Source organism: Actinacidiphila paucisporea (assembly GCF_900142575.1).
GTDB classification, from domain to species: domain Bacteria; phylum Actinomycetota; class Actinomycetes; order Streptomycetales; family Streptomycetaceae; genus Actinacidiphila; species Actinacidiphila paucisporea.
Window position 1 is genome coordinate 153,929 of the sequence record NZ_FRBI01000009.1, and the last position, 12,654, is coordinate 166,582.

Below are 12,654 nucleotides of genomic sequence, written 5' to 3' on the forward strand. Positions count from 1 at the left end.
TCGCGGTACGGCGGCGGGCGTCAGCGGGCCGCCGTGATCGGCAGGTAGACCGGCCGCCACATGGCCGCCCGTACGCGGTCCTCGATGCCGTCGTCGACCGCCGTGCCCGCGATATTGTCCCGGGCGGCGGCGCGGGCCACGGCGACGGCCACGGCCACGGAGGTCTCGTGCAGCCGGTCGATGAGCGGCAGGATCGGGGCGCCGGGGGCGGTGGTGTCGGTCTGCCCCGCGACGGCGTGCGCGGCCGCCGCGAGCATGCCGTCGGTGACCCGCCGGGCGCCGGCGACGATCGCGCGATCGCGCCCAGGCCCAGGCCCGGGAAGACGAGCGCGTTGTTGGCCTGGCCGATCCGGTAGCTGACGCCGTCGTGCTCGACCGGGCCGAAGGGGCTGCCGGTGGCGATCAGGGCACGGCTGCCGGTCCAGGCCAGCAGATCGGCGGGGACGGCCTCGGCCAGCCGCGTCGGGTTGGACATGGGCAGGATGATCGGGCGCGGGACATGTAGACGATCGGCAGCATCTCCGCGAGGTGGTCGCCGATCAGCCGGTAGAACAGGACGCTGTTCCGGTCGTGCAGCGCGGTGAGGTAGACGTTCTTCGCCAGGTCGCTCGGCTGGGTGCCGTACTGCTGGTAGGCGCGGTCCACCTGCTGGTCCAGCGTCAGCACCCGTGGCGGCACCAGCCCCACCAGATCCAGCTCCCGTCGCTCCTCGTGGGTGAAGGCGGTGCCGCGGTTCAACAGCGGATTGCTCAGCACCGCACGCCGCCGCGCGGTGGTCTCGATACGGTCCCGGGCCGGGTCCGGCTGATGCGCCACGATCGGCTCCTCTCGGATACGCGCGCGACTCGCCCCCGCCGTCCGCACCCCGGCCCGGCCTGACCGGGCGCTAGGAGGAGGGCGGCGTCAGGACGGAGTCGATGAGGTAGACCGTGGCATTGCGGGTCTTGATGTTGCCGCAGACGATGTTCGCGGTGTTGTTGACCTTGAAGGTGGTCCCCGACCCGGACGTGGTCAGATTGCCGCCCTCCAGCGTCTTGAACGAGCCGTTGGGCAGTTCGGCGGGGGTGATCCGCTTGCCGCTCACCACGTGGTAGCCGAGCACCTTCTTCAGCTGGGACGAATTGGCCAGCAGCGAGGCCAGCTTGGAGGCGGACAGGTTCTTGAAGGCCGCGTTGGTCGGCGCGAAGACCGTGGCGTCCTTCGCCGAGTTGAGGGTGTCGAACAGCCCGGCCTTCTTGAGTCCCGCGGCCAGGGTGGCCAGTTGCGGGTTCGTGGCCGCCGCCGTGGCCACGTCGGCCCGGGCCATCACCGCCGCGCTGCCCGAGCAGCCGGTGCCGAAGGTCCCGTCGGAGGTGGTGGGGCTCGGCGAGGCGGCGCCGGGGCCGGAAGTGGCGGAGGCGGCGGTGGCGATCCCGCCCAGCGACAGGGGTACGGCCACCGCGGCCGCGGTCAGCGCGACGGCGACTCGGCGGGGGATGCGGGTCTGCGTCATGTCGATTCCTCATTTCCGCTGCGGGAGTGCGGGCACGCGGCAATCGGGAGGCAGGTCTGGAGGGGGGCCGGCCAGGGCCTCGGCTCGGGGCCGGACGGGAACGGGGAGAGGGGAGGACCGGGGACCGTGCGCACGGCGCCGGCTCACGTGATCCCTTCGAGAGTGGCAGCGCCCTGCTGAGGGCGCACCTTTTTGCCCGCCTAATCGAACATGTGTCCGATACGCCGTGCGTTGTGCGACGCGGCGGGCCCCGCGCAGAGCCCGTGGACGCCTGCGCTCTTCGAGCCGGCGGCCCTCACAAGGAGCGCAGGGCGTCCACGGCGATGCGGGCGGCCGTGCCGACGGCGGCGTCGGCGGCGGGAAGGGTGGCGGCGGTGTTGGGGGTGCGGGTGAAGACCGCGACGGCGTAGCGGCCGCCGTCGGGGTATTCGACGACGCCGACCTCGTTGCGCAACGTCGGCAGGGTGCCGGTCTTCCCCGCGACGCGGACGTCGTCGAAGGGGAAACCCGAGGCCAGCCGGTGCGGCCAGACCTGGAGGGCCAGCAGGCGGCGGATGGCGGCGCCGTGCTCGGGCGTGCACGCCTCGTCGCGCCACACGGCGCCGAGCAGGCCGGTCATCTCCCTGGGGGTGCTGCGGTTGGTGCCGGCCGGGTCGAGGGCCCGCAGGCGGCTGACGACATGCGGGTCGGCCAGCGCCTGGGCGCCGCCGGGGCCCGCGTCCTCGCGGATGGAGGTGAGGATCTCGCCGAAGGTGTGGACCGCGCGGGTGCGGGTCAGTCCCAGGCGGGCGGTGGCGTGGTTGACGGCGTCCAGGCCGACGCGCTCCAGCAGCGCGTCCGCGGCGGCGTTGTCGCTGACGGCCGCCATCAGGTACGCCATATCGCGCAGGGACATGCGGACCGGGTCGAGCATGGCGGCCAGCCCCGTGGGCCCCGGGGTGCGGCCGGCCGGCGGGCACTCGGTCTGCTCGGCCAGGTCCAGCCGGCCCTCGGCGGCGGCGTGGTGGAGGGCGACCAGCAGGCAGAGCTTGTGGACACTGCCGGTGCACACCTCCTGGTCGCCGCCGGCGTCGACCTGAGCGCCGGAGTCGATGTCGCGCGCGTGCAGCCAGCCGGTGACGGCGGCGTCGGCGAAGGCGGCCTGGATACGGCCGCGGGCGTCGGTCACGGGCACCGGCCCGGTGCCGCGGTCACAGCCAGAACTCCGAGGCCGGGCGCAGATGCGTGCGCCTGCCGGGCTCGTCGGCGGTGGCACCGGCGGTGGCGCGCAGGGCCCGCGCGGCGGCTTCGCCGAAAGCGCGTACGGCGGCGTCGGCGCGTCCACGGGGCCAGGCGGCCGAGTGCCGCAGGGCCAGCGGCGCGCCGGCCAGCGGGCGCCAGACGACGCCGGACGCGCCGGACGCGCCGGACCGGTCCGGCGCCGGACCCGGCTCCGCGGGCGGCGCCGCCGCCGCCACCGCGTCGCGCGGGGCGAACGCCACCGCCCCCGCGCCCCCTGAGCCTTCCGTGGCCCTTGCAGCCCATGCGGACAGGATCAGGCCGCGGACGAAGCCGGCACCCTGGCCGTGCCGGACGGCGGCCGGTGTGTAGCCATTGCGTGCGCACATGGTCAGCAAGTCGTCGTAGGAGGCGGGGGCGCAGGAGCGCGGAAAGAGGATCAGATCGTATCCGTCGAGCAGGGACAGCGGTACCTCGTCCCGCGCCGCGGCCTCCGCGCCCCCGGGCAGCAGGACGCCCAGTTCGCTGCGCAGGATCTCGCCCACCTCCAACCCCGTGACGTCGCACGGGTGGTGGATGACTCCGACGTCCAACTCGTGGGCGGCGAAACGGGCCAGTTGCTGGGCGGTCGTCAACTCGTGCACTTCGAGCACCAGCCCGGGGTGGCGGTGACCGAAGTCCGCGAGCAGCGCGGCGACGGTCTCGCCGGCCAGGTCGGGCGGAAGGGCCGCGCGCAGGAGGCCGGTCTCGCCGTGGCGGATCCGCCGCGCGGTGGCCCGCAGCGCTTCGGCCCGCGCGAGCATGTCGCGCGCGTCGGCCAGCAGCAGCGCGCCGGCCTCGGTGACGGCCACCTGGCGGCTGCTGCGATCGAACAACCGGACGCCCAGCTCCTTCTCCAGGCGCTGGATGCGCTGCGACAGCGGCGGCTGGGCCATGCCGAGGCGGGCGGCGGCACGGCCGAAGTGTGACTCTTCTGCAACAGCCACGAAGCACTCGACATGCCTCACCAGGTCCATGAACAGCGATGATATCGCTTCTTGATGAATCTGAGGGCGATATCCGTCTTGGACAAGGCGGTTCGGCCGTTGCTCTGCTTGGCCTGCGAATCCGGCCGCTACGCAGGGCCGTGGAACCACGTCACGGGGAGGACGTCCGATGCCCGAATACCTGAGCACCGTCAACCGCCGCCGCAGGAAGTCCCGCAGAACCTGGCGGACCGTCGCCGTGGTGGCCGCGCTATGTGCGGCCGCCGCCGCGGGGACCTACGCCGTCGGAGTGCGCCCGCTCGCCCGCGGCGGCGCGGGCGGCGCTCCGGCCCCCGACCCGGCGGCCGTGAGCCAGGCGCACGCCTTCCTCGCGGACTGGGCAGCCGGGCGGCGGCCCGGTGCCGCCGCCCGGACCACCAGCCCCGACTCGGCCCGCCAAGTGCTGGACAACTTCACCGAGGGCCTGGACATCGGCCGGCCCGTGCTGACGCCCGCCGCGGCGACCCGCGTCCGGGACGGGGCGGTGACCGTGCCGTTCACGGCCCGGATGCCGATCACCGGCCTGGGCACGTGGACGTACGCCTCGAAGTTGTCGCTGGGCAGGCAGGACGACGGGACGTGGAAGGTGGACTGGGCCCTGTCCGTGGTCCACCCCGACCTCAGCCCGGCCGCGAAATTCCACCTGGAGCGCGAGGAGGCGGCCGCGCCGCAGGCGTTCGACCGGCACGGGAAGGTCCTCAGCGGCGCCGCACTGTCCTCCCTGGGCCCGGCGCTGGGTTCGCCGGACGGCGGCACGGGCGGGGCGGTCGGCCGCGGCTCGGTCCAGCTGGTCGACCGGGCGACGGGCAGGGTCGAGCGTACGGAGGCCACCTTCGGTGCCGCGCCCGGTACTCAGGGCGGCAGCGACGTGCACACCACGCTCGACGCCGCCTGGCAGTCTTCCGCCGAGCGGGCGCTGGCAGCCGGGGTGCACGGCAGGAACGCCGGCCTGGTGGCGCTGCGCATCGACAGCGGCGAGGTGCTGGCGCTGGCCAATTCCCCGTCCACCGGCTTCGACCGCGCCGTCTCCGGCACCTACGCACCCGGGTCCACGTGGAAGATCGTCACCAGCAGCGCCCTGCTGCTCAAGGGCGCCGTGGCACCGCGGGACACCGTGGACTGCCCCAAACACCTCACCGTCGGCAAGGAATTCCACAACGTCGAGACCTCGGAGCACCCCGGCGCCACCTTCCTCGACGACTTCGCAGAGTCGTGCAACACGGCCTTCATCTCCCTGCGCGGCCGGCTCGGGGACCAGGAACTCGGCCGCGTGGCCCGTACGTACTTCGGCGTCGGCCAGGACTGGCACGTCGGCGTCCCGTCCTTCGACGGGTCGGTACCGGTCGCGAAGGACGAGACCGAGAAGGCGGCCTCGATGATCGGACAGGGCCGGTTGCAGGCCAACCCGCTGGTCATGGCATCGGTCACGGCCACCGCCGTGTCCGGCGCCTTCCACCAGCCGAGGATCACCGGCAAGGCGGAGGACGAGACCTCCACCACGGCGCTGCCGCCCGCTGTCGTCGCCCAGTTGCGCACGATGATGCGCGCCACCGTCACCCGGGGCACCGCCCGGATCCTGGCCGACCTGCCCGGCGCCGTCGGTGCCAAGACCGGCACGGCCGAGGTGTCCGACGACGAGCCCAACAACGGCTGGCTGGTCGCCTACCGCGGCAACGTGGCGGTGGCCTGCGTCGTGGAGCAGGGAGTCACCGGCGGCGGCTCCGCCGGCCCGGTGATCCACGACCTCCTGTCGGCCAACCCGACCGACCCCTCCTGACGCCGGCGGGCCCTCGGCGCGGGATGCTGCGCTGCGAGGACGCTCGGCAGCCGTCGAGCGCCGCAGTTTCCGGACCGCTGCCGCATGCGGGCCGCCCGCACCGCACCGCGTTGCGGCCGCAGCCGCCCGGCCACGCGGGTGGTACGCCGGCCCGCCGCTTGACGCCGGCCGCGGGGCCAGGCTGGTCCTACCGCACCGCATCGCGGCCGGAGACGCCCGGCCACGCGGTGGCACGCCCGGGGCCGGCGCTCGACGCCAGCCGCGAAGCCAGGCGGGTCCGCACCGCGTTGCGGCCGCAGCCGCCCGGGCCACGCGGTGGTACGCCGGCCCGGCATTTGGTGCCCGCGCGGAGGTCGGTACGTGCCTCCGCAGCGGGACCGCGGCGGTGCGACCGGGCATCGTCCGCCGGGCGGCAGGCGGGTGTTCGGCGGGTGGCGCAACTGCCGGGAGCCGGGGAACGTCCCCCATGAGGACGAGAGGGTGGCCGGGGGGCCGCCCGCCGGATCGTCTGGGGGCGTCATGGGCGGATGGGTGCCGGGCCCGATGTCGGACTGGCTGCGCGGTGGGGACCGGCGGCCGGGCGGGATCAGTACGACGGGGCCGAAACCCTGGCTGCGGACCGACCCTCCGGGGACGTGCCCCGTACCGGAGGACCAGCGGGCCTGGACCGAGCGGTGGCTGCGGTGGTGCGCCGAGGAGTTCGGGCCCGCGGCGCCGCGCCGCGAGATCGCCCTCCCCGGGTTCGCGCCCGCCGGCTTCACGGGCACGCAGGAACAGGCCGAGCTGCTGGTACGGCGGGTCGGCGCGGTGATGGGCGCGAACGTCTCCGGCATCCATGTGCTGCTGGTGGAGTCCCCGGAAAAGGTCCAGCACCGGCGGCATCAGGTGGGTGAATACCGCAAGGTGCTCGGCCGGGCGGTGATCGAGCTGGACCGCCGGGTGGCGGCCCGGCCGGACTCCTTCACGGGGCTCGTCGCGCACGAACTGGCGCACGCCCGGCTGATCGGCGAGCGGCGCGCCACGGGGCTGGGCATCTCCCACGCCGAGGAGGAGCGGCTCACCGACCTGGTGACCGTCCACCTCGGCATGGGCGTCCTGTCGGCCAACGCGGCCGACGACTACGTGAAGGCGGCCGGGTATTCGGTGACGCCGGTCGGCGAGCTCACCGACCGGATGCTCACCGGCCGCGGGGACGAGCCGCTTTACCGGATGGGCTACCTGAGCCCGGCGGATTTCGGCTACGCCCTCGCCTGCTGGAGCGACATGCGCGGTGAGACCGGCCCGCCGTGGGCCCGGCACCTCAAGGCGAGCGTGCGGGACGCCCTCACGCGGGGGCTGGCCTACCGGGCGGCGCGGCGGCGCTGAGGCGGCGGCATTCGCGGCGGACGGGATCGCCCGCCGCCGAACAGGCCGCCTTCCGCGGGCTGGGACCCCCGTCCCCGCCTGCGCGCGGCCGGGCGAGCGACGCGGCAGCTCAGTTCAGCGTCGCGTAGACGACGAGGTTGTCCACGGGGTGGCCGTGGGCGTCGAAGGCACCGTCGCAGGTGATCAGCCGCAGGGCGTGGGCGGTGGTGGGGCCGTAGACCTTCTGGGTCGGGAAGGACTTCTTGCTGACGCTCTCGACGGCCGTGACGGTGAAGTGCGCGGACTGGCCGCGGGCGTTGGTGACGGTGATGTCCGCGCCCTTGGCGATGTGCTTCAGGTCGTGGAAGACGGCCTTGCCGTAGCGCGTGGAGTTGTGGCCGACGATGACGGCGGGGCCGGCGTCACCCGGCACCGGGCCGCCGGTGTACCAGCCGGCGGTCATCCCCTTGTCGGGCGGCGGGACTTCGAGGGTGCCGTCCGCCTGGAGACCGAGCCCCATCAGGGGAGCGGAGACCCCGATCGAGGGGATCGCGACCTTGACGGGGGCCGCGGGGTGCCGGACGGGGGGAGCGGCGGTCGCGGCCCTGCCCGAGGCGACGGCAGTGGCAGGCGGAGTCCGCGGGGCCGTCGGAGCGGTCGTGCCGGATGGTGCGGACGAGCAGCCGGTGAGCACGGTGAGGACCGCGGACACGGCGAGGGCGAGGCCCGCGACGGCCGCCCGGGTGCGCGGGCGCCGTACCTGAGGCTGGGCGGAGGACACAACAGGATCCAGAGCTGGGCGGGTCGGGGACGCGGTGGCGCCGCCCTGCCATGGGCGGCGCCACCGACGTGCCGGGACGGCGGGTGCTGCGTTCGATCAGCCGAGACGCCGGTCGGCGGAGCGGCGGCGCAGGACGACCGTGCCGGCTCCCGCGAGCAGGAGGGCGCCGGCCGCCGAGGTGACGAGGGCGGTGCTGACGCCGCTGCCGCTGCTCGCGGCGGGCGCCTCGCCCGCGGCGACACCGCCCCGCGGGGCCGCCTTGTCGTCCTGCGCCTTGGCCTTGGCGGCGGCCTGGTCGCGCGGCGTCGCCGAGGCCTGCGTCTTGGGGGCCTGGGCGGCCTGGTCGCGTGCCGTCGCCGGGGCCGAGGCCACGGGCTTCGGCGCCGCGCCGGAGGCGAGGGCCGCGGTCGCCGGGACGAGGAGCGCGCCGGACGCGACGGCGGTCAGGACCGCGGCGCGCAGGCGGAGGTGGTGGGGCATGGGGACTCCAGTTCCCGCCCGGCAGGTGGTGAGCGGATGCCGGGTGGCACCCGCTTTCCGGGCGTGGCCCCACCCTGGCAACCGGGTGTGAGGAAGTTGTCAGGAAGTCATGCTGATCGCATCAGGGCCGTTCGCCGCCGCCGGCAGCCGCACGGTGAAGACCGAGCCCTGCCCCGCGACGCTCACCACACTCGCCGTGCCGCCGTGGGCCTCGGCGAGCTTGAGCACGATCGCCAGGCCCAGGCCGCTGCCGCCGGTGGTGCGCGTACGGGACTTCTCCGCACGCCAGAAGCGGTCGAAGACGTATGGGACGTCCTGCGCCGGGATACCGCTGCCGGTGTCGGCCACCTCCACGACCACCTCCTTCCCGCTGCCGGCCCGGTCCTCCTTCCCGTCCCCTCCGTCCCCCCGGCCCGTCTCCTCCGCCCCGCCCGCGGAAGCGGTGACGGAACCGCTGACGGAACCGCTGACGTACGCCCGCAGGGTCACCGCGCCGCCGGGCGGGGTGTGGCGTATGGCGTTGGAGACCAGGTTGCTCACGGCCTGGCGCAGCCGGACCGGGTCGGCGTCGAACAGCGGCGGCCGCGGGACCCCGGGCTCCCCCGGGGAGACGGTGAGCGAGACGCCCGCGGCCTCGGCCCGCGCCTGGTGCGCCGCGGCGACCTGGCCGAGGAGGTCGTCGATGCGTACGGGTTCCGGGTGCAGGCGCAGCGCGCCCGCGTCGGCCGCCGCGAGATCCCGCAGGTCGTCGATGATGTGCTGCAACTGCACCGCCTCCTCCAGCAGCGACGCGACGAACGCCGGGTCCGGGTCGGCCAGGCCGTCCTGCGCCGCCTCCAGCCAGCCGCGGATGTTGCTCAGCGGTGTGCGCAGCTCGTGGGCGATGTCGCCGACCATGACCTTGCGCTGCTCTTCGAGGCGGGAGCGGTGCAGGGCCATGTCGTTGAAGGTCGCCGCCAGCCGTCCGATCTCGTTGTCGGCCCCGACGGGCACGGGCGCCGACTCGAGGCCGTCCCGCATCCGCTGAGCGGCGCCGGTGAGGGCGTGCAGCGGGCGTACGAGCCGGACACCGGCGATCACGGAGACCCCGATGGTGAGCAGCAGCACGAGCGCGGTGGCCCCGGCGATCCGGGCGGTGTTCGACGGCGACAGGTCGAACCCGGGCACGCTGACCGCGGCCGGGGAGTCGATGAACAGCAGCGCGGGCGCCGCGACATAGGCGGTGAGCTGTTCGCGGCGCGCGCTGTCCACGCAGGAGGCGATGGCCCGGTCGTCCGCGCTGTCGCGGACGGCGGGCACGGGTTCGGCGAGCGGGCCCGGGCGCCCGTCGGCCGTCGCCTTGACCGATTGCGCGTCTGCCGGCCACTGATCCGCGGCCTTCTTCCTGGCGGCGGCGGCCCTGTCGTCGGACGCGGGCACCGCGCTCGGCTTCGTGCCGGTGGCGGGGCTCCCGAATCCCCGGTCCCAGGACAGGTCGGGGTTCAGTTTCAGCGTCACGCCCGTACGGCCCTGGCGTTTCAGGCAGGCGTCGGCCAGCAGGCCGAGGCCGCGCAGGGCCGTCTTCTCGGTCGCGGTGGGGGCGTCCGTCGCGGTGTTCCTGCACCTGTCCGCCTGGTAGGCGTCGGTGGAGTCGCTGACGAAGCGGATACGGGGCCGGCCGCTCGCGCCCTGCACGATGTCCGCCGCGATGCCCATCCTGCCCAGGCAGTCCACACTGTCCGCGGCGGTCCGCCGCAGCTGCGCGCGTTCCTTCGCGGGGAGCAGGAACGGGCCCACCGCGCGCGGATCGACGCGGTCCGCGCCGGTCGCGTCCGCGTCGGGCACGAGCGCGGTGTCGACGGACAGCGGGTCGATGACCGCGGAGGACTGCGCCGGCAGCGGGTCCGCCGTGGCGCCGCCGGACGGGCCGGCGGCCGAGTCGAAGAGCGGGTGCCGGTCCTGGGTGGTCAGCGCGATCCGGCGCTGCGACTGCCGGGCCAGCTCCATGACGGTGCCGCCGACGCCGTCCCAGCCCGGGTGGGTGGCCGCGTACCCCAGCAGGACGTTGTAGATCTTGGCGTCGGCGCTGAGGCTCTGGCTCTGCTCCTGGCGGATCGCGCCGGAGGTCGTCTGCACGGCGAGCCACGCGGTGGCGGCGACCGAGCACAGGGCCACCAGCGCCGAGACGGTCAGCAGCCGGCCGAGCAGGCTCTTGCGCAGCGCCAGCCGCGCCCGCGCCGGCGCGTCACGACGACGCACGGCGTACGTTCCTGGCGGGGTCCGTCAGCTTGTAGCCGACGCCGAACACGGTGAGCAGCCGCGCCGGCCGGCGCGGAACGGGCTCGATCTTCTTGCGCAGATGCATGATGTGCACGTCGACGCTGCGGTCGCTGATGTACTTCTCGAAGCCGTGCAGTTCCTCCAGCAGGCGCTGCCTGGTGAAGACCCGGTCGGGCTCGGCCGCCATCGCGGCGAGGATCCGGAACTCGCCGGGCGTGCAGTCGACCGGAGTGCCGCCCACCGACACCTCGTGCCGCGCCGGGTCGACTCTCAGCGCGCCCACCGACAGCGCCTCGTCCTCAACGTCGACGGGCGCGGGCCCCGGACCGGAGCCGTCAGACCCGCGACGGCGGCGCAGCAGCGTACGGACCCTGGCCATCAGCTCGCGGGGGCTGAACGGCTTGGTCATGTAGTCGTCGGCGCCGAGGTCGAGGCCGAGCAGCAGATCGTCCTCGGTGCTGCGGGCGGTGAGCATCAGCACCGGCACCTCCCGGCGCTCGGCACGCAGGATCCGCACTACGTCCAGGCCGTCGGCCCTGGGCATCATCACGTCGAGCAGCAGCAGGTGGGGCTCCCTGCGCCGAAGCTCGTCGAGAGCGGCCCGGCCGTCCTCGACGACGGTGACCGTGTGCCCCTCGTACTCGAGGTAACGGCGTATCAGTTCGGCCTGCTTCGCGTCGTCCTCGGCCACCATGATGTCTGCGCACACGCGGTCGAGGGTAGCCGCCCGCCCCACCCGGGTCCGCCGGGCCGACCCGCCGCGCTGGCCGTACGGGTCACAGGTGCAGGTCACGCAGCGTCCAACGTGCCGCCTGCCGCGCCGCGGGAGCGATCTCGGCGTCGATCGCCGCCGCCCCCGCCGCGTCGAGGGTGACCGCGGCGGGAAGGTCCCTCGCGGTGTCGAGCAGCAGCGCGCGGCGCAGGTGGGTGGGCGGGTGGGTGGAGTCGGTGCTGTGGCCGCGCAGTTCGGCGACCCGGCGCAGCCGTTCCCGCTCGCGCGCGGGGATGTCCCGCGCGTGGTCGGCGAGGCGGCCCCACAGCCCGGCCGCGGCGTCCTCCCGATCGCTGGCGCGGGTCCTGGTACGGGCCAGCACCGCCTGGCGGCGCAGCTCCCGGTCGACCGACTCGGCCAGCAGCAACTCGTCGGTGCACTCGGCTGCCGCGGCGCCCGAACCGATCCGGGCGCCGATCAGGTCGGCCCGGTATTCGGCGCGTTGGGTCGCCCGCAGGGTGAAGTGGTCGAGCAGGTGCAGCAGCCCGAGGACGAACAGCCACGGCGGGACCATGATCAGGTCCGCGATGATCTGCACGACGGGCCGGCCGCGCTGCCCGCTCGGCCGCAGCACGTGGTGCCAGGTGCCGAGGGTGGTGAGCGCGGTGCCGACGACCAGGCCGCGCCGCTGGTCGCCGTTGGCGTAGTGCCCGAACTCGTGCCCGAGCAGGGCGACGCGCTGCTGGGGGCCGAGCATGTGCCACAGCGGCAGGCCGAGCACCAGCAGCCGGCGCCGACGCAGCCCGTACTCGGTCACGCCCGCGTTCACGGAGGCGTCCAGCACCACGACGTCCACCGGCCGGGTGCCGCTCTCGGCGGCGATCCGGTCGAGCAGCGCGTACAGGCCGGGCGCGGTGTCCCGGCGAAGCGTGACGGCGTCCTTCGGCAACCGCCCGAGCCGTGGCCGCAGCGACACGACCACCAGCAGCAGGACGGCCCCCAGCAGCACCTGGAGGGCGAAGGCCCCGCCCGTCGTGATCAGCAGGACCCCGGCGACGGCGACGGCGACCGTGCTCAGATGCACCGCCCAGGCCAGGACGTGCGCAGCGACCCCGGAGGCGTCCAGGCGCGGGGCGCCCGGCCCGCTGCGGGCCAGTTCCGCGTACAGCTGCTCGCCGTAGCGGGCGGCGGTCCGGCGCCGGCGGCCCTGCAGCCGGCCCTGCGGCGGTTCGGGAGGCAGCGGGTCGGCGTTCCAGCCGCAACCCGCGCACCACACCACGAAACGCGGATCGGCGGGCGTCATCGCGCCGCACTCGGGGCATTCCCGCTCCGGTACGCCCGGCTTGTCCGGTACGTGCGCCGGTGCGGCGGCAGCGTCGTGGCTCATGTGTCCCCCCAGGACGGTTCGCCGCCCGACCGGCCGCGGATCGCGGCAGCTTACCGTCCGGCGCGGTCCTGGAGGACGCGGTCGGGACGACCGCTCCACCCCGGCAACAGCGGGCCACGGGAAGGCCACTGACCGGGGCACGTACGGTACGAGGCGTGCCGCCGCGGCAGGATCGGACG

General features: G+C 74.8%; 11 protein-coding genes and 1 pseudogene. 2 read left to right on the forward strand and 10 right to left on the reverse strand.

All coding sequences use genetic code 11. The annotated features are described in order from the left end of the window. Positions 1-20 precede the first annotated feature (20 nt). The 5 genes and pseudogenes from BUE44_RS39550 to BUE44_RS16055 all read right to left on the reverse strand — a co-directional run bounded on the left by BUE44_RS39550 (position 21) and on the right by BUE44_RS16055 (position 3,726). The gene (locus BUE44_RS39550) at positions 21-257 is read right to left on the reverse strand and encodes a malic enzyme-like NAD(P)-binding protein (RefSeq protein WP_073498742.1); all 237 of its coding nucleotides are present in this window, start codon (positions 255-257) and stop codon (positions 21-23) included. A gap of 92 nt (positions 258-349) precedes the next feature. Further along, positions 350-475: pseudogene (locus tag BUE44_RS39555) on the reverse strand (malic enzyme-like NAD(P)-binding protein); the annotation flags it as partial. Between the two features lie 411 nt (positions 476-886). After that, on the reverse strand, positions 887-1,492 hold the full coding sequence (locus tag BUE44_RS16045; RefSeq protein ID WP_073498746.1) for a fasciclin domain-containing protein: 606 nt from the start codon (positions 1,490-1,492) through the stop codon (positions 887-889). A gap of 295 nt (positions 1,493-1,787) precedes the next feature. After that, entirely contained in the window at positions 1,788-2,660 is an 873-nt protein-coding gene (locus BUE44_RS16050) for a serine hydrolase (protein ID WP_073498748.1), read from the reverse strand. A gap of 22 nt (positions 2,661-2,682) precedes the next feature. Continuing rightward, positions 2,683-3,726 (reverse strand): LysR family transcriptional regulator, encoded by a 1,044-nt coding sequence (locus BUE44_RS16055; protein WP_073498750.1) that lies wholly within the window; start codon positions 3,724-3,726, stop codon positions 2,683-2,685. A 139-nt stretch (positions 3,727-3,865) separates the two neighbouring features. On the opposite strand from BUE44_RS16055, the gene BUE44_RS16060 reads away from it, so the two are divergent. Then, complete coding sequence (locus tag BUE44_RS16060) at positions 3,866-5,512, forward strand: penicillin-binding transpeptidase domain-containing protein (protein WP_073498752.1); 1,647 nt, start codon at positions 3,866-3,868, stop codon at positions 5,510-5,512. A 519-nt stretch (positions 5,513-6,031) separates the two neighbouring features. Continuing rightward, positions 6,032-6,877, forward strand: a complete 846-nt coding sequence (locus BUE44_RS16065) for a hypothetical protein (protein WP_073498755.1) — start codon at positions 6,032-6,034, stop codon at positions 6,875-6,877. A gap of 109 nt (positions 6,878-6,986) precedes the next feature. Here the strand turns inward: BUE44_RS16065 and BUE44_RS16070 are convergent, their stop codons facing one another. The 5 genes from BUE44_RS16070 to BUE44_RS16090 all read right to left on the reverse strand — a co-directional run bounded on the left by BUE44_RS16070 (position 6,987) and on the right by BUE44_RS16090 (position 12,475). Beyond that, the gene (locus tag BUE44_RS16070; RefSeq protein ID WP_073498757.1) at positions 6,987-7,637 is read right to left on the reverse strand and encodes a class F sortase; all 651 of its coding nucleotides are present in this window, start codon (positions 7,635-7,637) and stop codon (positions 6,987-6,989) included. A 96-nt stretch (positions 7,638-7,733) separates the two neighbouring features. Beyond that, positions 7,734-8,117 (reverse strand): hypothetical protein, encoded by a 384-nt coding sequence (locus BUE44_RS16075; protein ID WP_073498759.1) that lies wholly within the window; start codon positions 8,115-8,117, stop codon positions 7,734-7,736. Positions 8,118-8,216: 99 nt separating this feature from the next. Further along, positions 8,217-10,355: a sensor histidine kinase gene (locus BUE44_RS16080; RefSeq protein WP_073498761.1), complete on the reverse strand. Its 2,139-nt coding sequence runs from the start codon at positions 10,353-10,355 to the stop codon at positions 8,217-8,219. Beyond that, complete coding sequence (locus BUE44_RS16085) at positions 10,342-11,085, reverse strand: response regulator transcription factor (RefSeq protein ID WP_073498763.1); 744 nt, start codon at positions 11,083-11,085, stop codon at positions 10,342-10,344. Before BUE44_RS16085 ends, BUE44_RS16080 begins: the two co-directional genes overlap by 14 nt. 67 nt (positions 11,086-11,152) lie before the next feature. Beyond that, the gene (locus tag BUE44_RS16090; RefSeq protein ID WP_079189787.1) at positions 11,153-12,475 is read right to left on the reverse strand and encodes a M48 family metallopeptidase; all 1,323 of its coding nucleotides are present in this window, start codon (positions 12,473-12,475) and stop codon (positions 11,153-11,155) included. Positions 12,476-12,654: the final 179 nt, after the last annotated feature.